Here is a 20,137-nt window from a genome sequence, read left to right on the forward strand (position 1 = left end):
GCCCATCAACTATGGGCCGGTCGCACTTCGGCGTCCATCGCGTTTTCCTGTCGAATGCCCTCAAGCGATCCTTATGCATCCCCGCTGACCTGCGGTGATGCCAACGCCTGGCAGGTGGGCCGCCGGACGCCGGTGGGCCGCCGGACACGGGTGGGCCGCCGGACGCGGGTGGGATTCCGCGCGTCCGGCGGCCGTGCCGTGGGGTGTCAGTCGCGCTGCTCCCGGACGCCGTTGATGCGCCGGGGCAGCCCGAGCGGGTTCTCCTCGCGCAGCTCCGGCGGCAGCAGGGCGGCCGGGGTGTCCTGGTAGCTGACCGGCCGCAGCCAGCGCTCGATGGCGGTGCCGCCGACCGAGGTGGAGGTCGAGGTGGTGGCCGGGTACGGGCCGCCGTGGTGCTGGGCGGGGGCGACCGCGACACCGGTCGGCCAGCCGTTGACCAGGACCCGGCCGGCCAGCGGGGTGAGCTCGGCGATCAGTTCACCGGCCCGGCCCTCGGTGCCCTCGGCCTCGGCGGCGGAGATCTGGACGGTGGCGGTGAGGTTGCCCTGGAGCCGGCCGAGCACCGCGCTGATCTCGTCGTCGTTCTCGTAGCGCGCCACGACGGTCACCGGGCCGAAGCACTCCTCCAGCAGCACATCGTGCGGGCCGTCCTCGGTGAGCCGCCGCGCCGGGACGGTCAGGAAGCCCGCGCTGACCGTGTGCTCGCCGCCGGCGCCGGGGGTGACCGGGGCCTCCACCTCTGCCAGCTCGGCGCGCTCCTTGACCCCGGCGACGAAGTTGTCCCGCATCCGGTGGTCGAGCAGGACGCCGGCGTCGGTGTTGCTGACCGCGTCGGTGAGGGACTTCACCAGGCCGTCGCCCGCCGGGCCGGCCGGGGCCAGCACGAATCCGGGCTTGGTGCAGAACTGGCCCACGCCCAGGGTCATGGAGCCCGCGAGCCCCGCGCCGATCTCGTCGCCGCGCTCGGCGGCCGCGGCCTCGGTGACCACGACCGGGTTGAGGCTGCCCAGCTCGCCGTGGAACGGGATCGGCGTGGGCCGGGCGGCCGCGGCGTCGTGCAGGGCGCGCCCGCCGCGGACCGAGCCGGTGAAGCCGGCGGCGGCGATCAGCGGGTGCTTGACCAGCTCGATGCCCGCGTCGAAACCGTGCACCACCGAGATCACATCGGCGGGTACCCCGACCTGCTCGGCGGCGCGGCGCAGCGCGGCGGCGGCCACCTCGGAGGTGGCGGGGTGGTCGGGGTGGGCCTTGACGACGACCGGGCAGCCGGCCGCGAGGGCGCTGGCGGTGTCGCCGCCGGGCACGGAGAAGGCCAGCGGGAAGTTGCTGGCGGCGTAGACGGCGACGACGCCGAGCGGCAGCTTGTAGCGGCGCAGATCGGGCCAGGGCGGGGTCTGGGTGGCGTCCGCGTGGTCGATGCGGACGTCGAGGAAGGCGCCCTCGTCCACCACGGTCGCGAAGGCCCGCAGCTGGTAGGTGGTGCGGGCCAGTTCTCCGGTGAGCCGGGCGGGGCCGAGCGCGGTCTCCGCGTCGGCGGCCTCGACCAGCTGGTCACGGGCCTCGTCGAGCAGATCGGCGGCGGTGCGCAGCAGGGCGGCGCGCACCGTACGGTCGGCCAGGGAGCCGCGCGCGGCGTGGGCCGCGCGCACCACGCGGTCGACCTCCTCCGCCGTGGCTTCGACCGCTACCTGCTCGCGCTGCTTTCCGGTTCGGGGGTCGACGCTCCACACTGGTGCTGACACCGCGGATTCCTCCTGCTGTGGTGTTACCGCTGCTTGCGTCTCACACATCGACGGTGTTCGATATGCTGAACGCTGTCCCGGGTGATGAATTTCCCTGGGACTCTATGGCTGGTCGAACAGAGGGGTCAAGGCGATGTCAGCTGCCGAGACAGGCGGGGCCCAGGTCAAATCGGCGGTCCGCACGGTCGAACTGCTGGAGTTCTTCGCCGGACGGCCCGGAATGCACAGCCTGGCCGCGGTCCAGGAGGCCGTGGGCTACCCCAAGTCGAGTCTCTACATGCTGCTGCGCACCCTGGTGGAGCTCGGCTGGGTGGAGACGGACGCCACCGGCACCCGCTACGGCATAGGCGTGCGCGCCCTCCTCGTCGGCACCTCCTACATCGACGGCGACGAGGTCGTGGCCGCCGCCCGCCCCACCCTGGACCGGCTCTCGGACGACACCACCGAGACCATCCACCTCGCCCGCCTCGACGGCACCAATGTGGTCTACCTCGCCACCCGCCAGTCGCAGCACTATCTGCGCCCCTTCACCCGCGTCGGCCGCCGGCTGCCCGCCCACTCCACCTCGCTGGGCAAGGCGCTGCTGGCCACCCACTCCGATGAGCAGGTGCGCAAGCTGCTGCCGGAGACGCTGAGCCGGCTCACCGAGCACACGATCACCGACCGCGAGAAGCTGATCGAGGAGCTGCACCTCATCCGGGAGCAGGGGTACGCGGTGGACCGCGAGGAGAACACCCTGGGCCTGCGCTGCTTCGGCATCGCCATCCCGTACCGCACCCCCTCGCGCGACGCCATCAGCTGCTCGGTGCCGGTGGCCCGGCTCACCTCCGCCCATGAGCAGATGATCAAGGACGCCCTGTTCGACGCCCGGGACCGGCTCACCCTCGCGACGCGACGTCTCTGACCCGCGGTGTGACGATTCCGGCGAGCGCACGGAAGGCAGGAGGAACAGGCACATGGAGTACGCACGGCTGGGCACGTCGGGCATCAAGGTGTCGCGGATCTGCCTGGGCATGATGAGCTACGGCAGTCCTGAGTACCGCCCCTGGCAGCTGGACATCGACGACGCGCGGCCGATCGTGCGGCGCGCGGTCGAGAGCGGGGTGACCTTCTTCGACACCGCCGACATGTACGCGATGGGCCGGAGCGAGGAGATCACCGGGGAGCTGCTGCGGGAGCTCTTCCCCCGCCGCGACGACTACGTCCTCGCCACGAAGGTCTACTCCCCGATGGGAGAGGGCCCCAACGACCGGGGGCTGTCCCGCAAGCACATCCTGGCGGGCATCGACGCCTCGCTGCGGCGGCTGGGCACCGACCATGTGGACCTGTACCAGATCCACCGGTTCGACCCCGAGACGCCGATCGAGGAGACGATGGAGGCGCTCCACGATGTGGTGCGGGCCGGGAAGGCCCGGTACATCGGCGCGTCCTCCATGTTCGCCTGGCAGTTCGCCAAGGCCCAGCACACGGCCGGGACCCACGGCTGGACCCGCTTCGTCTCGATGCAGAACCACTACAACCTGCTGTACCGGGAGGAGGAGCGGGAGATGAACCCGCTCTGCCTGGACCAGGGCGTCGGCGTGATCCCCTGGAGCCCGCTGGCGCGCGGGCTGCTGGCCGGGACGCGCGACCGGGACCGCACCGGGCCGACGGTCCGGGCGGGCAACGATCCGCTGGTGGAGAAGTGGTACGCGGACGCGGAGTTCTCCATCGTGGACGCCACCCGCGCGATCGCCGCGGAGCGCGGGGTGTCCCCCGCGCGGATCGCGCTGGCGTGGCTGCTCGGCAGGCCCGCGGTCACCGCGCCGATCGTCGGGGCCACCAGGACCGCCCATCTGGAGGACGCGGTCGCGGCGGTCGGGCTGACGCTCGACGACGAGGAGGTGGCCCGTCTGGAGGTCCCCTACCGCCCGCGCCCCATCATGGGCCACGGCTGACGGGCGGGGCGCGCGGGACGGGGTGCGCGGGGCGGGGGTTCACGGCGCACGAGAGCCTCTCCCCCGCTCGCGTCGTCATCAGTTCATCGTCGAACCGATCTCGGTGCGGTCCATGACCACCAGGAAGCTGGTGACCGGCAGCGAACCGTCCTGCCGCCGCGAGCCGAGGGCCGTGGTGGGATCGGTGGTGACCAGCGGCGGGGTGACCGGGCCGCCCGGCGACCAGCTGTTGTCCCGGGAGACGGCGAGGTGTCCGGTGTCGGCGCTGCCGCGTCCGTTGGAGACCGCGAGGTTGCGGGTCAGGACGGCGCGGGAGCCGGCGAAGGAGTAGCCCTTGCCCCAGTTGGCGAAGGCGGTGGTGCGCTGGAGCCGGAGGGCTCCGGTGTTGCCGCCCGCGTCGAAGCCGCTCTTGGAGTTGTCCCAGGCGGCGGAGGACCGTACGACATGGGCGGGCGAGGGGGCGCCGACGCGGTCGGCGCCGAGTTGGAAGCCGCTGCCGTCGCCCTTGAAGTAGGGGATGTGCCAGCGGTTGCGGCCGTTTCCGAAGGCCCAGGAGTGCTCGATGGTGACCGGGCTCGCCCACATCCACAGGTCGAGGCCGTCGTCGCTGTTGTGGTACAGCCGGGAGCCGGTGACCACGTTTCCGGTGCCGGAGCCGTGGGTGATGGCTATGCCGTCGGCTCGCCGCCCGCCGGTGGCGTCGTCGTGGTTGCCGTAGGAGTCCAGGTTGCGGATGACGTTGTCGTGGGTGTTGTCGCCGCGGAGGGTGAGTCCGGTGTCGCCGTTGCCGTGCGTGCTGAGGTTCTGGAAGACGTTTCCCGCACAGGAGGTGCAGACCAGGCCGCCGCCCGGGGCGTTGCGCAGTTCGATCCCGGAGACCGTCCAGTAGTCGGCGCTGAGGGAGAGCAGGGCGGAGCCCTCACCCAGCCTGGAGCCGTCGATCCTGACCTTCTCCCCGCCGTACGGCCGCAGTCGGACGCGTTCGCGGGGAGTGCCGCTGACGGAGCTGCGCAGCGTGCTGGAGGGGTAGTAGGTACCGCCGCGCACCTCGATGGTGGTGCCTGCCTTGGCGGAGGAGAGCGCCTTTTCCAGGCTGCGGTACGGGGACCCCAGCGTGCCGGTGTTGCCGTCGCTGCCATGGGTGGCCACATACACGGTGGTGGGCACGGCGCTGGCACCCTCCGGCGAAGCCGTCAGATACACCCCGGCCACGGCCGACGCCACGATCACGGCGCTGCCCAGCGGCAGCGTGCGGTCCTTACGGCGCCGGTGGCGGCCCCGTTTGCGCCTCAGCCTCATGGCAACTCCTGTTCCGCGTCGAGAGAACGAGCCGGAGAATCCGGGCCGGCCCGCTCCATGTCGTCGTTGCCGCCAGTCCAGATTAGGTTGCCGGGCTCCCGAGGATTCTTAGATTACGAAATTCCGATCGCCTCGCGATAGCTTGAGACAACTCTTGATCGTTTTGTGGCCGAGGACGTGCGAGAACAGCGAGGTTCGCGTCGGTCTGTTGCCTCATGGACGATAGACCTTGCCCGGCTCCGGGGTGGCCGGGGCCAGCAGCTGGGAGACCGTCACCACGGTGTAGCCGTCCTTCTTCAGCTTCGCCAGGATGCCCGGCACCGCCGGTACCGTGCCCCGGTAGATGTCGTGCAGCAGGATGATCCCGTCACGCTTCGTCTGGTCCAGCACCCGCTTCTCGATCAGCTTCGAGTCGGTCGTCTGGTAGTCCTTCGCCGTCACGCTCCACAACACCTGTGCCACGCCCAGCTCGCGGCAGATCTTGATGATCCGCTCATCCGTACGCCCCTGCGGCGGCCGCATCAACAGGGGCTTGGTACCGGTGAGCTCGACGACGGCGTCCTGGACACGGGTGATCTGCGAACGCACCTCGTCGGAGTCGGTCTTGGTCAGGATCTTGTGCGACCAGGTGTGGTTGGCCAGCTCATGGCCCTCGGCCGCGATGCGGCGCACCAGGTCGGGGTGTTTGTCGATGTGGTTCTTGCCGAGCATGAAGAAGGTCGCGTGGGCGTGCTCGCGCTTGAGGATGTCCAGCAGCCGGGGGGTGTTCTCGCTGGGCCCCGCGTCGAAGGTGAGGGCCACGCACTTGGCGACGGCGCAGTCGACCGACGCATCCAGCGCCGCGTGCTCGGCGCCCGACGCCGCGTGCTCCCGGGCGCTGCGCGGCGAGGTGGTGTCGTAGGAGACGCCGCAGCCGCTGAGGCCCAGCGTCAGACACACAGCGCCCGCGAGGAGCCCGTACGTGCGGGATATTCGGGATATGCCGCCTTTTTGCTTCATCGAATCCCCGTCATCAGATAGTGCCCGTAATCGCCGTTGTGGTCAGCAACGGCCAAATGACGCCAACGGATACACAAACGCGTACAGTTGACGGCGCGCAGCGAGCACTATACATGGCAGGTATACATAAAGTTCATAGATGGATGACAGAAAGGGAGGCCGGGCGGGGCCAGTTACGCCCGGCCTCCCCGCTCTCAGGAGCGGCGGACCGTCACGGGCGGCCGGCGCCCGCGCCCCTGGCGACGACACCGGGCACCGCGCGGGGGTCGTCGACCCGGGTGCGCAGCGTCGGCGCCCAGCCCGCGTCGTCGCCCAACCGCTCCTCGGGAACGCCCGCGTTGTGGAGGGCGAGGAGATCGGCCGGCCGGCCGCCGAGGCGGTTGTTCCGCGCGGTCAGCGCCGTGCCGTTCCACTTCTTGATGATCTTCGCGGGGTCGACGGAGGAGGGCACCGTGAAGGCGTTGGCCTCGGCGACCAGTTGGGACTCGATGCCGATGCCCCAGCTGTAGACATAGCCGTCGCGGGGGGCCACGAAGTGGTTGTTGTAGACGTCCACCTTCCCGAACCGCACCCGCGGCGCCCGCTCCACGATGTTCCGGAACAGGTTGTGGTGGAGCGTGACCCGGAGCCTGCCGCGGTCCGTCGCGCCCGCGCTGTCGCTGTTGCCGATCATCAGCGTCTTGTCGTGGTCGGCGAAGACGTTCCAGGACGCGGTGACGAGATCGGCGCCGCGCACCACGTCCAGCTCACCGTCGTGCTGCTGGTAGAGCCGTCCGTAGTAGCTCGGCTGGGCGCTGTCGGGGCGGCGGCCGTCGGTGAAGGTGTTGTGGTCGACCCAGACATGGGTGGAGCCGTACACCACCAGGTTGTCGTACTCGGAGTTCCAGTTGCCCTCGTCGCCGTCGGTCGGGTCCCAGGCGGGGAAGCAGTCGAAGGCGTCCTCGAAGATGAGATTCCGGACGATGACGTTGTCCGCGCCCCTGATCTGGAGGCTCGCGCCCAGCAGCCGCGCGGTGCGGCCGAGGCCCACGATGGTGGTGTTGGAGCCCACCGTGAGCTGCACGCGTTCGGCCTGCCGGGCGGCGGAGGCGGCGCGGGCCTCCTCCTGCGGGCCGGACGGCTCGGCCTCGCCCCAGGTGGCCGGGTCGTAGGCGGTGAGGTAGGCGTCCAGGGAGTAGCCGTCGGTCGCGTAGTCCGCGCAGGACAGCGGCTTTCCGGCGGCGTCGGTGTTGGCGTCGATGGTGCCCTTGACGTAGATGAGCTTCGGGGTCGGATCGGCGTCGTTCAGCGCCTCGGCCAGCTCCGCCCGGTTGGTGACCGTGAACGTATGCGCCCGGTCGGCCTTACCGCCGCCGGTCGTACCGCCGTCGGCGGAGGCCCAGCCGTCATCGGCGGGGAGGGCGGCTCGGGCGACGGCGGACGGCGTGTGCGCCGAGGCGGGGACGGTGGCGAGAGCGCCGAGGGCGAGTGAGGCGCAGCCGAGTACGGCGGCGACGCGGGCATGGCGTCCGGGCATGACGGCTCCTGGGGAACGGGGTGGGCGGCGGGAGGGGTTACCAGGTGATCCAGCTGTCCGGGATCGCGTCGTCCAGACGCCGGACCTCGTTCGGGGCCAGCACCCGCGCGTCCTTCAGCCCGCGCGCGACGAGCCGGGCGACCTCGATCGCGCCGTGTGGCTGGAAGTGGGTGTTGTCCTGGAGCCCATCGGGGTAGTTGGGCCACTCCCCCGGGTCGAGCCAGTCGAAGCAGTCCTTGGTGGCCTCGGGCCCGAGCCGCTGCCACAGGGCGAGGCTGGTGGCCTGGACGTCGATCAGGGGCACCTGCTCGGCGCGGGCGAGAAGGCGCACCGCGTCGGGGTACGCGCCGTGCGTGGGCAGGGCGTTGCCCGCCGCGTCGAAGCGGCGGCGCTCGACGGAGGTCAGCAGCACGGGCCGGGCGCCGCGGTCGCGCGCGCCCTGGACATAGCGCCGCAGATACTCCGGATAGGTGGTCTGCGGATCGGTGCCGCGCGCCGGGTCATCGGTCTTCTCGTCGTTGTGGCCGAACTGCACGAGGAGCAGGTCACCGGGGCGGATGGCGGCCAGGACGGGGGTGAGCAGACCCTCGTCGTAGAAGCTCTTGGAACTGCGGCCGTTGACGGCGTGGTTGGCCACCGCGAACCGGTCGTCGCCGAGGAAGAACGGCAGGGCCATCCCCCAGCCGGTCTCGGGGGCGGCCGAGGGGGCCTTGGTCGCGGCGGTGGAGTCGCCCGCGATGTAGACGGTGCAGAGGCGGCGGGGACGGGCCTCGGCGGTGCCGGTGGCGGCGAGGACGAAGGGCAGCGCGGCGAGCGAGGCGGCCGCGTGTCTGCGGGACAGGGACATGGCGAAGCGGATGCCTTTCGTACGAAGCGTGCGGGTGCCCGGTGCGAACGGGCCCCGGGACGAGGGGCGCGGGGACGGAGGCGAAGGGGCGGCGGGGCGGGCGGGGCGGCCGTTCGGTGGGGCGCGGCCGCCCCGTACGCGCGGACGGCGGCTAGCCCTGGTGCTCCTTCCAGTCCGCCTGCGCCGCGTTGAGCTCCTTCGCGACCTTGTCGCAGAAGGCCTTGGCGGTCATCTGGCCGAGCAGCACCTTCTGGAAGCTGGGCTCGTTGTCGGCCTTGCTGATGTTGTTCCAGTCCGGGAGGTAGTACGGCAGCTGGACGACCTTGGTCCGCGGATCGTTGAGCGACTCCAGCGCGGCCTTGGTCGGCGGGGCCTCGGCGATCCAGTCGTCGTCCGCCGCGCCGACGTTGGCGGGGATCGCGCCGACGTCCTCGTTCCACAGGCTGTTCATCTCCGGGGAGGCCGCGAACTCGATGAACTTCCAGGCCGCCGCCTTGTTCTTGCTCGCCTTGAAGAGCCCGAGCCCGTCCACCGGGTTGGAGACGATGGTGCGCGCCGCTCCGGCCCGCGACGGCGGCAGCGGAATGCCCGCGATCTTGTCCTTGCCGAGCAGCCGTACGTGGTCGACATAGCTGCCGAGGTTGTGCTGGAGCATCCCGATGTCGCCCTGGTCGAACTGGGCGACCATCTTGGCGAAGTCGTTGTTGAGGTCCGCGGCGGGCGTGACCTTCTTGAAGAGCGCGACGTACTTCTCGAGCGCCGCGACGTTCTTCGGGTCGTTGAGCGTGGTTTTGTCGCCGTCCCAGAAGGACGAGATGCCGGACTGGGCGTACATCATGTCCAGCGCCTGGGCGATCGAGCCCGCACCGCCGCGCAGGGTGAAGCCGAACTTGTTGTCGCCCTTGTCGGTCAGCTCGTCGGCGGCCTGGTAGAAGTGCTCCCAGGTGTCGGGGGCCGGCAGCTTCGCCGCCTGGAACAGGTCGGTGCGGTACCAGAGGGTGCCCTGGTTGGCGGAGGTCGGGACGGAGTACAGCTCCTGGTCCGCACCGCCGGCCGCGCGGACGCTCTCGACCATGTTCTTGATCAGCTTGCCCTTGAGGGCGCTGTCGTCGATGCGGTCGGTGACGGGGTCGAGCGCGCCCTGGGCGACCAGGTTGGCCAGATAGGCGGTGCCCACGCCGCCGACGTCGGGCAGGCTGTCGCCGCCGCTCTGGATGGCGGTGTCGTACTTCGACTGCACATTGGTGATCGGGATCGGCACGTACGTGACCGTGATGTCGGGGTACTTGTCCTCGAACTTGGCGATGATCTGCTTCCAGATCTTGGTGCGGGGGCCGCCGTTGTTGTCCCAGAAGGTGATGGTGCCCTTGCCGGAGCCCTCCTCGCCGGTGGTCGAGCCGTCGTCCCCGCAGGCGGTGGCGGTCAGGGCGAGGGTGAGGGCGGCGGTCAGGGCGGCTGCGGTGCGGGTGGCGCCGCGGGTGCGTGGGTTCATGGATATGCGTCCGTCTCGTCGTGGGTTTCGCTTGCGGTCACCGGTCGGCACCGGCGGCTCCGGGGCGCGTCCGCTCCTACGGCGGTGGCTCATACGGCGGCCCCCTTGTCGGAGAGCTGCCCCGCGATCCGGGCGGCGGCGGGGCGGTCCAGACGGCCGTCGGCGACGGCGGTGACGATGCGCCGGGTGACGGTGTCGGCGGGGGCGATCGGCAGCGGCCGCTCCCAGGCGAGGGCCGAGCCCACCGCCGGGTGCTCCCCGGTGCGCACGCACCAGGGGTCGGCCCGGGTGTCGCCGGTCGCTCCGGCGAAGACCAGCGTCCAGTCGTCGGTGGCCAGCGCCAGCCAGTCCGCGGGCCGTCCGTGCACCGCCGCCTCGCCCTCGCCGTCGGCACTGAAGACGTGCGCGGGCTCGGGACGCCGCGGGAGGGGCCAGCAGAAGCCGCCCGCGTGGTCGGTGGCGCCGATGCCGATCTCCCGGCCGGTCACATTGGTGAGGGCGGAGGTGAAGTCCAGTGCCCAGCACCCCGTGCCGAGGGCCCGTACGGCCACCGTGCGGCGCTCCAGCAGCAGTTGCCGCCCGCCGGCCGTCCACGACAGCTCCTCCACGAACCCGTCGGGGTCGCGCAGCAGCCAGCTGAGATGGCGCTGGCTCCCCTGGTGGTCCAGCCGGCCCGGACCGCCCCGGAAGTCCCGTCCCGCCACCTCCGGGACGGCCATGGACACGCCCAGGTGCGCCGGATGTCCAGCGGGCCGCAGCCCGGTGACGGTGGCGCCGCCCAGGGTGCGCACGGGGTGCAGATACGGGCGTGGCGCGAGCGTGCCGGGCAGCTGGGGGCGGTGCACGTACGACCCGACGATCCGGCCCTCATGGCGCAGCACGGTGCACGGGGGACGGCGGGTGAGGGACGGGGTCAGCGGGTTGGAGGGGGTCAGCCGACTGGAGGGGGTCAGCCGGTTGGACGGGGGCAGCGGGTTGGGGGTCAGCGGGTTCGAGGGGGTCAGAGGTGTCATGGGTGCGGGACCTCCGCGGGGGGTGCGGCCCAGGGGGCGCGCAGTTCCGAGTACAGGGCGAGGCGCTCGGCGCCGGCGGTGACCAGTCGGTCGATGCCGGTCACCACGCGCCGCTTGGCGGCCCGCGCGGTGACGCCCGCACCGGGCTCGGTGCGCCAGGCGTCCGCGGGCAGCGGGACCGGTGCGGGGGCGGTCCGGACCGCCTCGACGACACGCATGAACGCGCCGGTGCGGTCCGGTGGGACGAGCAGTTCGGTGCCGTCGCGCAGATGCGCGACCAGGTTGTCCAGCAGGTCGGTGCGCGCGTGGTCGGTGGTCTCGGGCGGCGCTCCGTCGCGTTCGACGCGGACCCGGTCCAGCTTGTACCAGAGGGTGATCCGGCCCCGGTCGCCGTGGACGGTCACATACGGTTCACCGGGCTCCTCCGCGCACAGGGTGACGGCGGCGGCGATCGTGGTGCCGCCGGTGGTGCGGACGCGTACGCAGGAGGTGTCGTCGGCCTCGATGGCGTTGGCCCGGTACAGCTCCAGCTCGATACCGGCCACGTCCTCGGCCCGGTCGGCGCCGCCGAGGCTCAGGGCGGTGGCGACGGCGTGGGCGAGGGGGTTGGTGAGGACCCCGTCGACGACGTCACGGCCGTCGAGGGTGCGGTGTCCGGCCCAGGGGGCGCGGGTGTAGTAGTCCTCGTCGCGGGCCCACGCCCCGGCCGCGCCGATGCCGCGGATCGCCCCTATGCGGCCGTCGGACACGAGTTTCCGGATGGCGGGCAGGGCCTGGGAGCCGAGCGACTGGAAGCCGATCTGGCAGGCGGTGCCGTACCGGCGCAGCCCTTCGCTCAACCGGGTGAATTCGGCGTACGAGGGTGTGGGCGGCTTCTCCAGCAGAAGGTGCGCACCGCGCTCGGCGGCGGCGAGGGCGAGGTCGGCGTGGGTGTGGATCGGTGTGCAGATGACGGCGATCCGGGCGCCGGTCCGGGCCAGAAGTGCGGGCAGGTCGGCGGATTGTTCGGGCTCGCCGAGCCCGTCGCCCAGCTCCGTCGCCGTGAGGGGACGGAGTTCGCACACTCCGGCGAGCCGGACCTTCCGCTCGGCGGCCAGCCGGCGGATGTTGTCCAGGTGCCAGCGCCCGTGGCCGCGGGCGCCCGCGAGGACGACGGGTATCGGTTCGTCGGCCGGTGCCTCCCCGCGGCTTCCGGGGTGCGCCATGTCCATGCTCGGACCTCCTTGCTCGTTCACGAACGGTTGTGCCGCTGACCGGGTGCGTCGGCTCCGGTCGGCTGTTGACCGGCCGGCTCCCGGCCGGGCCGGTCAGCCCTTGACCGCTCCCGCGCTGAAGCCGGTGATCAGCCACTTCTGGATGAAGGCGAAGACGATGACGACCGGCACCGCGGCGATCACCCCGCCCGCCGCGAGCGCGCCCAGATCGACGCTGTCGGCGCCGATGAGGGTGTTGAGGCCGACCGGGATGGTCTGCTTGTCCTGGGAGCTGAGGAACATCAGCGCGAACAGGAAGTGGTTCCAGCTGTGCACGAAGGCGAAGGAGCCGACCGCGATCAGCCCGGGGCGCAGCAGCGGCAGCACCACCGCGCAGAAGGCCCGGAAGCGGCCGCAGCCGTCCACCCACGCCTGCTCCTCCAGCGACACCGGCACGTTCTTGATGAAGCCGCTGATGAGGATGATCGACAGGGGCAGCTGGAAGACCGTCTCCGCGATGACCACGCTCCCCAGCGAGTTGATCATCTGGAGGTTCTTGAAGATCTCGAAGAGCGGCACCAGCATCAGCGCGCCCGGGATGAACTGCGAGGCCAGCAGCGCCAGCATGAAGCCCTTCTTGGCCCGGAAGTCGAAGCGGGCCAGGGCATAGCCGCCGGCCAGCGCGACCGCCGTCGTCATCACCAGCGAGGCGACGCCGACGATCATGCTGTTCTGGAAGAAGATCCCGAAGCTGCGCTCGTTCCACACCTTCTGGAAGTGCTCACCCGTGACCGGCCAGGGCACCAGCGCGTTCGAGCCCGCGGGGCGCAGCGCGAACAGCAGCATCCAGTAGAAGGGGACGAGGGTGAACAGCAGGTACAGGCACAGCGGCAGATAGATCTGCCAGCGCGGTACGCCCTGGTCGAGCCCGCGCCGGCGCTTCGCGCGGGCGGCGGGCGGCGGGGCGGCCGCGGGGGCGGGCGGGGTGCCCTGCTCGGCGAGTGCGGTGGTCACGTGGTGTCGCCTCCGAACTTGCTCAGGCGCAGATAGAGGATCGAGCAGAAGAGGAGGATCACGAAGGCGACGGTGGTCAGCGCGGAGGCGTAGCCGAAGTCATGGCCGTTGATCCCGGTGTTGGCGACGTACAGCGGAAGGGTGGTGGTCTGCCCGGCCGGTCCGCCGCCGGTGAGGGTGTAGAGCAGATCGACGTTGTTGAACTCCCACACCCCGCGCAGCAGCGTGGACAGGATGATCGCGTCCTTGAGGTGCGGCAGGGTGATGTGGAAGAACCGCCGCGCCCGGCCCGCGCCGTCGACCGAGGCCGCCTCGTACAGGTCCCCCGGGATGGACTGGAGGTCGGCGAGGATGAGGATCGCGAAGAACGGGACGCCGCGCCAGAGTTCGGCGACCACGGCGGCCCAGAAGACGGTCCCGGTGTCGGAGAGCACCGAGGTGCCGTAGGTGCCGATCCCGGCGTCCGCGAGATAGCGGCTGATGCCGGTCGAGGGGTTGTAGAGCAGCATCCAGATGGTGGTGGTCAGCACCCCGGACACGGCCCAGGGCGAGAAGACCAGGGCGCGGGCGAGGCCGCGGCCCAGGAAGGTCTGGTTGACCAGCAGGGCGAGCGCGAGGCCGAGCAGGAGTTGCAGCAGCACCTCGGTGACGACCCATTTGCCGCTGAAGACGAGGGTGTCCCAGAACTGCGGATCGTCGGTGAAGACGCGGGTGAAGTTCGCGAAGCCGGCCCAGCCGTTCCGCCAGGGCTTGGTGACGTTGTAGTGCTGGAGGCTGTAGTAGAGGACGCTGAGCATCGGATAGGCGATGAAGCCCAGCATCAGCAGCCCGGCGGGGGCGATCAGCAGATACGGGAGGCGGCGGGGCGGTCCTCCGGTACGGCGCCGGGTGACCCGGGGTGGTTTCGCCACGGCGTCGGCCATGACTGCTTCTCCGTTCTCAGAGGTGCACGGGCGGGTCTTACAGGTACGAGCAGGGCGGGTGAAGCGCTTGCTGTGAAGCGCTTACCGAATGGCGTTCGATATGACGAACAAATCGTGCGCTGATGGATACGGGCTGCTCAGAGGGTGTGCGTCAGCCCGCGTAGGGTTCGGGAACCGCCCCTGGGCGGGCCAGGAAGCGGAAGTCGCATCCGGTGTCGGCCTGGGTCATCTGCTCCTGGTAGAGCGCGCCGTAGCCGCGTTCGTAGCGGGGCGGCGGGGCCGTCCACCGCGCCCGGCGCCGCTCCAGTTCGGCGTCGTCCACCTCCAGCCGCAGCGTCCGCGCCGCGACATCGAGGGTGATCGGATCGCCGTCGCGGACCAGGGCGAGCGGGCCGCCCACGTACGACTCGGGCGCGATGTGCAGCACACAGGCCCCGTAGCTGGTGCCGCTCATCCGGGCGTCGGAGATCCGCACCATGTCCCGCACCCCCCGCTTCAGCAGATGGTCGGGGATCGGCAGCATCCCGTACTCGGGCATCCCGGGGCCGCCGAGCGGACCGGCGTTGCGCAGCACCAGCACACTGTCCTCGGTGATGCCGAGGCCGGGGTCGTCGATGGTGGCCTGCATCGCCCGGTAGTCGTCGAAGACCACGGCCGGCCCGGTGTGCTTCAGCAGCCGGGGCTCGGCCGCGATGTGCTTGATGACCGCGCCGTCGGGGCACAGGTTGCCGCGCAGCACCGCCACCCCGCCCTCCTCCGCCAGCGGGTTGTCACGCTCCCGGATCACCTCGGAGTTGTGCACCAGGGCGCCGTCCAGCTGTTCGCGCAGCGTGGTGTGGGCGATGGTGGGGCGGTCCAGGTGCAGGATGTCGGTCAGCCGGGAGAGGAAGCCGGGCAGTCCCCCCGCGAAGTGGAAGTCCTCCATCAGGTACCGGCCGCCGGGCCGCAGATCGGCCAGCACGGGGACAGTACGGGCGATCCGGTCGAAGTCGTCGAGGGTGAGCCGCACCCGGGACCGGCCCGCCATGGCGATCAGATGGATCACCGCGTTGGTGGAGCCGCCGAGGGCGAGCACGGTCGCGACCGCGTCCTCGTACGCCTCCCGGGTGAGGATCTCCGAGAGCCTGAGGTCCTGCCAGACCAGCTCGACGGCGCGCAGTCCGGCGGCGGCGGCCATCCGGTCGTGCCCGGAGTCCACGGCCGGGATGGACGAGGCGCCGGGCACGGTCACGCCCAGCACCTCGGCGGCGGCCGTCAGCGTGGAGGCGGTGCCCATCGTCATGCAGTGACCGGGGGAGCGGGCCAGTCCGCGCTCCAGCTCGGCCATCTCGCAGTCGCCGATCAGCCCGGCCCGCTTGTCGTCCCAGTACTTCCACATGTCGGTGCCCGAGCCCAGCACCTCGTTGCGCCAGTGCCCCGGCAGCATCGGCCCGGCCGGGACGAAGACCGCCGGCAGGTCGGCGCTGGCCGCGCCCATCAGCAGCGCCGGGGTGGACTTGTCGCAGCCGCCCAGCAGCACGACGCCGTCGACCGGATAGGAGCGGCACAGCTCCTCGGTCTCCATGGCGAGGAGGTTGCGGTAGAGCATGGGGGTGGGCTTCTGGAAGGTCTCGGAGAGCGTGGAGACCGGGAACTCCAGGGGGAAACCGCCCGCCTGCCAGACGCCGCGCTTGACCGCCTGGGCGCGGTCGCGCAGATGCACATGGCAGGGGTTGATGTCGCTCCAGGTGTTGAGGATCGCGATGACCGGCTTGCCCAGGTGCTCCTCGGGGAGGTAGCCGAGCTGGCGGGTGCGGGCGCGGTGGCTGAAGGAGCGCAGGCCCTCGGTGCCGTACCACTGGTGGCTGCGCAACTCCTCGGGCCGTCTGCGTCTCCTGACCGGGGCGCTCGTACCGGTCCCGACCGGGGAACCCGTACCCGTCCCGACCGGGGTGCTCATACCGACCACCCCTCGACGATCGCGGCGACCTCCGCGCGTCTGGCTTCGGGCAGCGGCTTGCTCGGGGGGCGGACGTCGCGCCGGCACAGGCCCATGGCAGCAAGCGCTTCCTTGACGACCGTGACGTTGTTGGCGGACTGCCGCTCGGCCCTGAGGTCCTCGAACCGCCGGACCTGTTCCCACACCTTCATCGCGCCCGGATAGTCCCCCGCGCGCAGTGCCCCCAGCATGTCGAGCGAGAGGGTGGGGGCCACGTTGACCAGGCCCGAGGTGAAGCCGGTGGCGCCGACCGCCCAGTACGAGGGCGCGTACAGCTCGGCGAGCCCGGCCACCCAGACGAACCGGTCCAGCCCGGCCTCGCGCGCCACGGCGGCGAAGCGGGTGGCGTCGTGGACCGCGTACTTGAGCCCGATGACATTGGGGCACTCCTCGCCGAGCCGGGCGATCGCCGCGCCCTCGATCAGCGGATTGCGCAGGTACGGCACCACGCCCAGCTCGGGGACGGCCTCGGCGATGGTGCGGTGGTAGTCGATCCAGCCGTCCTGGGCGACGTAGGGGTGCACCGGCTGATGGACCATCACCATGTCGGCCCCGGCCGCGCGGGCGTGGCGGGCGGCCTCGACCGCGGTGGCCGCGTCATGGCCGACGCCGACCAGGACGGCGGCCCGGCCGGCGGCCTCCTCGACGGCCAGCTCCGTGACCAGCCGGCGCTCGTCGAGGGTGAGGGCGTAGAACTCCCCGGTGTTGCCGTTCGGGGTGACGGCCTTGACCCCGCCGTCGAGGAGCCGGCGGAGCAGGGCGCGGTAGGCGGTGCGGTCCACCGCGCCCTCGGCGTCGTACGGAGTCACCGGGATCGCCACGACGTCCGCGAGCGCCGTCCTCAGCGGTGAGTAGTCCATACGAACCCTTTCTCTCGATGTCGGCATCGGGCGGGTTGTTCGGATGGTGCTGGGGCCGGCGGCCTGGGCCGCCGGGTGCTACTCCCCCTTCGGGAAGGCGCGCTGGACGAAGGAGGCGATGTGGTCGTGGAGCGCGCGGGCCGCGCCGTCGGCGTCGCCGTCGCACGCGCGGGCCAGGATCTCCCGGTGCTCATGGGCCTCCTGTTCCCAGGAGGGCACCGCCTGCCAGGCGACGGCGGAGACCAGCGCCGCCTGGTCGCGCAGCTCGTCGAGCATCCGGGTCAGCAGGGGGTTGCCGCAGGACCGGTAGAGGGCCCGGTGGAAATCGCGGTTGGCGAGCGACCGGCCGGCCGGATCGGCGGCGGCGTCCGACCGCTCCAGCGCGGCCCCGGCGTCCTCCAGCCCGGCCCCGGCGGCGACGGTCCGGCGCAGCGCCTCGGGCTCCAGGAGCAGCCGCACATCGTAGACGGCGTGTGCCATCGCGGTGTCGACGGTCCTGACGGTGGCCCCCTTGTACTCGCTCATGACCACGAGCCCACGCCCCGCGAGCGTCTTGAGCGCCTCCCGTACGGGCGTCTTGGACACCCCGAACTGCGCGGCCAGTTCAGCCTCCACCAGCGGCTGCCCGGGGCGCAGCTGCCCGGTGAGAATCGCGCGCTTGACCGCCTCCTGCACGTACTGGGTACGGGAGGGGATCGGGCTCGGTGCGATGTCCATGGACGGCTCTCAAGTGGCTCGGATGGCTCGCAGAATTCGCATATCGCGTCTCATATATGACGTACGAAGTACGACGCGATGAAGTTAGGGCGGCCCCGGGGCTTCGTCAACGGTTCTGACGGAATATCGTGCAGGCCGCCACATGCCGGGCACTCCGGTGATCTGCCGAGCCGTCCCGGGAACCCGCCACCGTGGAAGGGCGGCAGGTTCCGGGCCGGACCTCAGCGCTCAGCTCAGCTCGGCCAGGGCGGTGCGGACCGCCGCGAGGTCCTGGTCCGAGGCCAGGCCCGCGTGGTACAGCCGGATCTCGTCCGCGCCGAGCTCCACCGCGTGGGCCGCGTCCTGGGCCAGCGTCGCCGGGCTGCCGCCCATCCCCGTGACCACCGTGAAGTTGGCGGCGAGCACGGTCCGTTCGGTCCGGTGCGGGACGAAGGGAGGCAGGATCGCCGAGCGTGCTGCCTCGCCCCCCGTACACGGCAGCACGACGCCGTCCGCCTGGGACAGCACCTCGGCCGGGTCCACGCCGACGTTGGCGCCGAGCCGGTGCGGGGCCGGGTCGGCGTGCAGCAGCACCCGGAAATCCTTCTCCGCCGCGGCCCTTACGGCGGCCACGGCCTCGGCCCGCAGACCCCCGGCGATCCGGTCCCGCCAGGCCGCGAAGAGCGCGGCGTGGTCGGCGCCGAGCAGCTTGACGACCTCGGCCCACTCCCCCGCGCGGTCACCGCCGTCCGCGGTGGTCTCGCCCGCCCACACCGGGCGCAGGGCGCGCAGGACCGCCTGGCGCAACTCCTCGGCGTCGGCCCCGAGTTCCGCATAGCCCGCACCGCAGCTCTCGCAGAAGCACAGCGACATCAGGTACTGGCCGGCGCCGCCCAGCGGCACCCCGCCGATCTTGTCGTGGGCGTGCAGATGGGCGAGTCCGTACCAGCCGCAGGACTCCAGCTCCACCCCCCGGGTGCCGGGCCGCACGGCGGCCTCGGCGGCCAGGTCCACCAGATAGCCGCGCACCTCGGGGCGGGCGATGCACAGTGCCCACGGGTAGCGGTCGCCATAGGCGTTGCGCACGGCGATCCCGGGGTGCTCCTCGCCCAGCCGGGAGTTGTGCGCGAGCACCACCCAGGAGTGGACCTCGAGCCCGGCGTCGGCCAGCGCGGCGGCCGCCTCGCCGTACGGGTCGTCGCCCGGCACCCACGACTGCTCGTACGGGCGCAGCTCGCGGCCCCGCCAGCGCTCGGCGTCCGGCGGGTAGAGCACGGCGGCGTGCCGGGCGGTGACGACGCGGTGGTCCGGGTGGCGCGGGGTCAGGGCCCGGGTGGAGTGGTAGGCGGAGGCCAGGGTCACCTGCTGGACGCCGAGGTCGGCGATGCGGCGCGCGGCGTCCGGGTCTCCGACGACGTCCCAGGGGTAGACGAACGCGGAGGCTCTCACCGCGCCTCACCGTCTCCGATCAGCGCCATACCGCGCTCGATCAGCTCGGCCAGCTCCTTGACGTGGGCGGGGCTGGGCTCGCTCAGCGGCGGCCGCACCTCGCCCACGTCCAGCCCGCGCAGCCGGACCCCCGCCTTGACCAGCGACACGGCGTAGCCGCGGCCCTGGTTGCGGAGTTCGACCAGCGGCCGGTAGAAGCCGTCGAGCAGCTTGTTGACGGTCGCGTCGTCGCCCGACAGAAGCGCCTTACGGAACGCGAGGGCGATCTCGGGGACGAAGCAGAAGACGGCGGAGGAGTAGAGCGTCACGCCGATCCCGCGGTAGGCGAGGCCGGTCAGTTCGGCGGTCGGCAGCCCGTTGAAGTAGCGGAAGTCCGCGCCCTCGTCCTCCGCCCGCACCGCGCTCACGATGCGCTGCATCAGGTCGAGGTCGCCGATGCCGTCCTTGAGGCCGATGACGCCGGGCACCTTGGCGAGCCGGGCCACGGACTGCGGGGTGAGGACGGCGTTGTCCCGCTGGTAGACGATGATGTCGAGGTCGGTGGCGCCCGCGAGGGCGCTGTAGTGGCGGATCAGCCCTTCCTGGTCGGCCACCACCAGATACGGCGGCATGGCGAGCAGCCCGTCCGCCCCGGCGCGCTCGGCGAGCTTGGCGTAACGGATCGCCAGCGCGGTCCCGTACCCGGCGCCCGCGACCACCGGCACCCGCCCGGCGGCCTCCTCCACGGCGACCGCGACGCAGTCGTGGAACTCCTCCGGGGTCAGGGCGTGGAACTCGCCGGTGCCGCAGCACGCGAAGACGGCCCCCGCCCCCGCCTCGATCCCGGCGCGCACGTGCGCGCGGTAGACCTCCAGGTCCAGGGCGCCATCGGGACCGTAGGCGGTCACGGGGAAGAACAGCAGACCCTCAAGGCGCTCGCCGAGTGAAGTCGAGGTCACGGGCTTCTCCCTGTCGCGTACACGGACCCGCCGTCAGCCGCCGACGAAGTGTGCACGTTTCTGATCGTCATCTACATTCGTGAACGCGCTCACCGTAAGGCAGCCCTCTGTCACCGGTCAAGGGTGCGGACGGGGCACGCACCCTTGACGGTCCATCCGTCGATCCTTACGGTGTCCATGAATCTGAACCACATACACGAATAAAAACCCCATACGTTCACGTCCGCGCATCGCATGACCC

17 protein-coding genes are annotated in these 20,137 nt (G+C 71.5%); 2 read left to right on the forward strand and 15 right to left on the reverse strand.

The window, feature by feature from the left end; genetic code table 11:
* Positions 1-206 precede the first annotated feature (206 nt).
* Complete coding sequence (locus tag PS467_RS11210) at positions 207-1,742, reverse strand: aldehyde dehydrogenase (NADP(+)) (RefSeq protein ID WP_311035146.1); 1,536 nt, start codon at positions 1,740-1,742, stop codon at positions 207-209.
* Between the two features lie 133 nt (positions 1,743-1,875).
* Here PS467_RS11210 and PS467_RS11215 point away from each other — a divergent pair, with 133 nt between their 5' ends.
* Together PS467_RS11215 and PS467_RS11220 are read left to right on the forward strand one after the other, a co-directional pair.
* The gene (locus tag PS467_RS11215) at positions 1,876-2,646 is read left to right on the forward strand and encodes an IclR family transcriptional regulator (protein WP_268971296.1); all 771 of its coding nucleotides are present in this window, start codon (positions 1,876-1,878) and stop codon (positions 2,644-2,646) included.
* A 52-nt stretch (positions 2,647-2,698) separates the two neighbouring features.
* Positions 2,699-3,679, forward strand: coding sequence for an aldo/keto reductase (locus PS467_RS11220; RefSeq protein ID WP_311035147.1), 981 nt, complete (start codon positions 2,699-2,701; stop codon positions 3,677-3,679).
* Positions 3,680-3,757: 78 nt separating this feature from the next.
* Here the strand turns inward: PS467_RS11220 and PS467_RS11225 are convergent, their stop codons facing one another.
* From PS467_RS11225 to PS467_RS11290, 14 genes are all read right to left on the reverse strand, one after another.
* Positions 3,758-4,978: a right-handed parallel beta-helix repeat-containing protein gene (locus PS467_RS11225; protein ID WP_311035148.1), complete on the reverse strand. Its 1,221-nt coding sequence runs from the start codon at positions 4,976-4,978 to the stop codon at positions 3,758-3,760.
* A 213-nt stretch (positions 4,979-5,191) separates the two neighbouring features.
* On the reverse strand, positions 5,192-5,977 hold the full coding sequence (locus PS467_RS11230; protein ID WP_311035149.1) for a polysaccharide deacetylase family protein: 786 nt from the start codon (positions 5,975-5,977) through the stop codon (positions 5,192-5,194).
* A 211-nt stretch (positions 5,978-6,188) separates the two neighbouring features.
* Positions 6,189-7,493, reverse strand: a complete 1,305-nt coding sequence (locus PS467_RS11235; protein ID WP_311035150.1) for a pectate lyase family protein — start codon at positions 7,491-7,493, stop codon at positions 6,189-6,191.
* Between the two features lie 37 nt (positions 7,494-7,530).
* The gene (locus tag PS467_RS11240) at positions 7,531-8,340 is read right to left on the reverse strand and encodes a rhamnogalacturonan acetylesterase (RefSeq protein ID WP_311035151.1); all 810 of its coding nucleotides are present in this window, start codon (positions 8,338-8,340) and stop codon (positions 7,531-7,533) included.
* Between the two features lie 151 nt (positions 8,341-8,491).
* Entirely contained in the window at positions 8,492-9,832 is a 1,341-nt protein-coding gene (locus PS467_RS11245) for an ABC transporter substrate-binding protein (protein ID WP_311035152.1), read from the reverse strand.
* 89 nt (positions 9,833-9,921) lie between these two features.
* Positions 9,922-10,845, reverse strand: coding sequence for a DUF6807 domain-containing protein (locus PS467_RS11250; RefSeq protein WP_311035153.1), 924 nt, complete (start codon positions 10,843-10,845; stop codon positions 9,922-9,924).
* The gene (locus PS467_RS11255) at positions 10,842-12,056 is read right to left on the reverse strand and encodes a Gfo/Idh/MocA family protein (RefSeq protein WP_311035154.1); all 1,215 of its coding nucleotides are present in this window, start codon (positions 12,054-12,056) and stop codon (positions 10,842-10,844) included. The genes PS467_RS11250 and PS467_RS11255 overlap by 4 nt, the downstream gene beginning before the upstream one ends.
* A gap of 96 nt (positions 12,057-12,152) precedes the next feature.
* Positions 12,153-13,052, reverse strand: a complete 900-nt coding sequence (locus tag PS467_RS11260; protein WP_311035155.1) for a carbohydrate ABC transporter permease — start codon at positions 13,050-13,052, stop codon at positions 12,153-12,155.
* Positions 13,049-13,975 (reverse strand): carbohydrate ABC transporter permease, encoded by a 927-nt coding sequence (locus tag PS467_RS11265; protein ID WP_311035156.1) that lies wholly within the window; start codon positions 13,973-13,975, stop codon positions 13,049-13,051. The genes PS467_RS11260 and PS467_RS11265 overlap by 4 nt, the downstream gene beginning before the upstream one ends.
* A 151-nt stretch (positions 13,976-14,126) precedes the next feature.
* A complete protein-coding gene (gene araD, locus PS467_RS11270; RefSeq protein ID WP_311035157.1) occupies positions 14,127-15,914 on the reverse strand; it encodes an L-arabinonate dehydratase in 1,788 nt (595 codons plus the stop codon).
* The gene (locus PS467_RS11275; RefSeq protein ID WP_268971308.1) at positions 15,911-16,813 is read right to left on the reverse strand and encodes a dihydrodipicolinate synthase family protein; all 903 of its coding nucleotides are present in this window, start codon (positions 16,811-16,813) and stop codon (positions 15,911-15,913) included. The genes araD and PS467_RS11275 overlap by 4 nt, the downstream gene beginning before the upstream one ends.
* 78 nt (positions 16,814-16,891) lie before the next feature.
* Positions 16,892-17,530 carry a GntR family transcriptional regulator gene (locus PS467_RS11280; RefSeq protein ID WP_311035158.1) on the reverse strand — a complete coding sequence of 213 codons (639 nt, stop codon included), beginning with the start codon at positions 17,528-17,530 and terminating at the stop codon, positions 16,892-16,894.
* 228 nt (positions 17,531-17,758) lie between these two features.
* Positions 17,759-18,958 (reverse strand): hypothetical protein, encoded by a 1,200-nt coding sequence (locus tag PS467_RS11285; protein WP_311035159.1) that lies wholly within the window; start codon positions 18,956-18,958, stop codon positions 17,759-17,761.
* The gene (locus PS467_RS11290) at positions 18,955-19,896 is read right to left on the reverse strand and encodes a 5-dehydro-4-deoxyglucarate dehydratase (protein WP_311035160.1); all 942 of its coding nucleotides are present in this window, start codon (positions 19,894-19,896) and stop codon (positions 18,955-18,957) included. The genes PS467_RS11285 and PS467_RS11290 overlap by 4 nt, the downstream gene beginning before the upstream one ends.
* Positions 19,897-20,137: the final 241 nt, after the last annotated feature.

Origin of the sequence: Streptomyces luomodiensis, from assembly GCF_031679605.1 — a bacterium.
GTDB classification, from domain to species: domain Bacteria; phylum Actinomycetota; class Actinomycetes; order Streptomycetales; family Streptomycetaceae; genus Streptomyces; species Streptomyces luomodiensis.

What these genes read in the sequence shown, in the direction of transcription:
- PS467_RS11215 (WP_268971296.1), top strand. Translation starts at nt 1,876, where the DNA reads ATGTCAGCTGCCGAGACAGGCGGGGCCCAGGTCAAATCGGCGGTCCGC.
- PS467_RS11220 (WP_311035147.1), top strand. Translation starts at nt 2,699, where the DNA reads ATGGAGTACGCACGGCTGGGCACGTCGGGCATCAAGGTGTCGCGGATC.
- PS467_RS11225 (WP_311035148.1), bottom strand. Translation starts at nt 4,978, where the DNA reads ATGAGGCTGAGGCGCAAACGGGGCCGCCACCGGCGCCGTAAGGACCGC.
- PS467_RS11230 (WP_311035149.1), bottom strand. Translation starts at nt 5,977, where the DNA reads ATGAAGCAAAAAGGCGGCATATCCCGAATATCCCGCACGTACGGGCTC.
- PS467_RS11235 (WP_311035150.1), bottom strand. Translation starts at nt 7,493, where the DNA reads ATGCCCGGACGCCATGCCCGCGTCGCCGCCGTACTCGGCTGCGCCTCA.
- PS467_RS11240 (WP_311035151.1), bottom strand. Translation starts at nt 8,340, where the DNA reads ATGTCCCTGTCCCGCAGACACGCGGCCGCCTCGCTCGCCGCGCTGCCC.
- PS467_RS11245 (WP_311035152.1), bottom strand. Translation starts at nt 9,832, where the DNA reads ATGAACCCACGCACCCGCGGCGCCACCCGCACCGCAGCCGCCCTGACC.
- PS467_RS11250 (WP_311035153.1), bottom strand. Translation starts at nt 10,845, where the DNA reads ATGACACCTCTGACCCCCTCGAACCCGCTGACCCCCAACCCGCTGCCC.
- PS467_RS11255 (WP_311035154.1), bottom strand. Translation starts at nt 12,056, where the DNA reads ATGGACATGGCGCACCCCGGAAGCCGCGGGGAGGCACCGGCCGACGAA.
- PS467_RS11265 (WP_311035156.1), bottom strand. Translation starts at nt 13,975, where the DNA reads ATGGCCGACGCCGTGGCGAAACCACCCCGGGTCACCCGGCGCCGTACC.
- araD (WP_311035157.1), bottom strand. Translation starts at nt 15,914, where the DNA reads ATGAGCACCCCGGTCGGGACGGGTACGGGTTCCCCGGTCGGGACCGGT.
- PS467_RS11275 (WP_268971308.1), bottom strand. Translation starts at nt 16,813, where the DNA reads ATGGACTACTCACCGCTGAGGACGGCGCTCGCGGACGTCGTGGCGATC.
- PS467_RS11280 (WP_311035158.1), bottom strand. Translation starts at nt 17,530, where the DNA reads ATGGACATCGCACCGAGCCCGATCCCCTCCCGTACCCAGTACGTGCAG.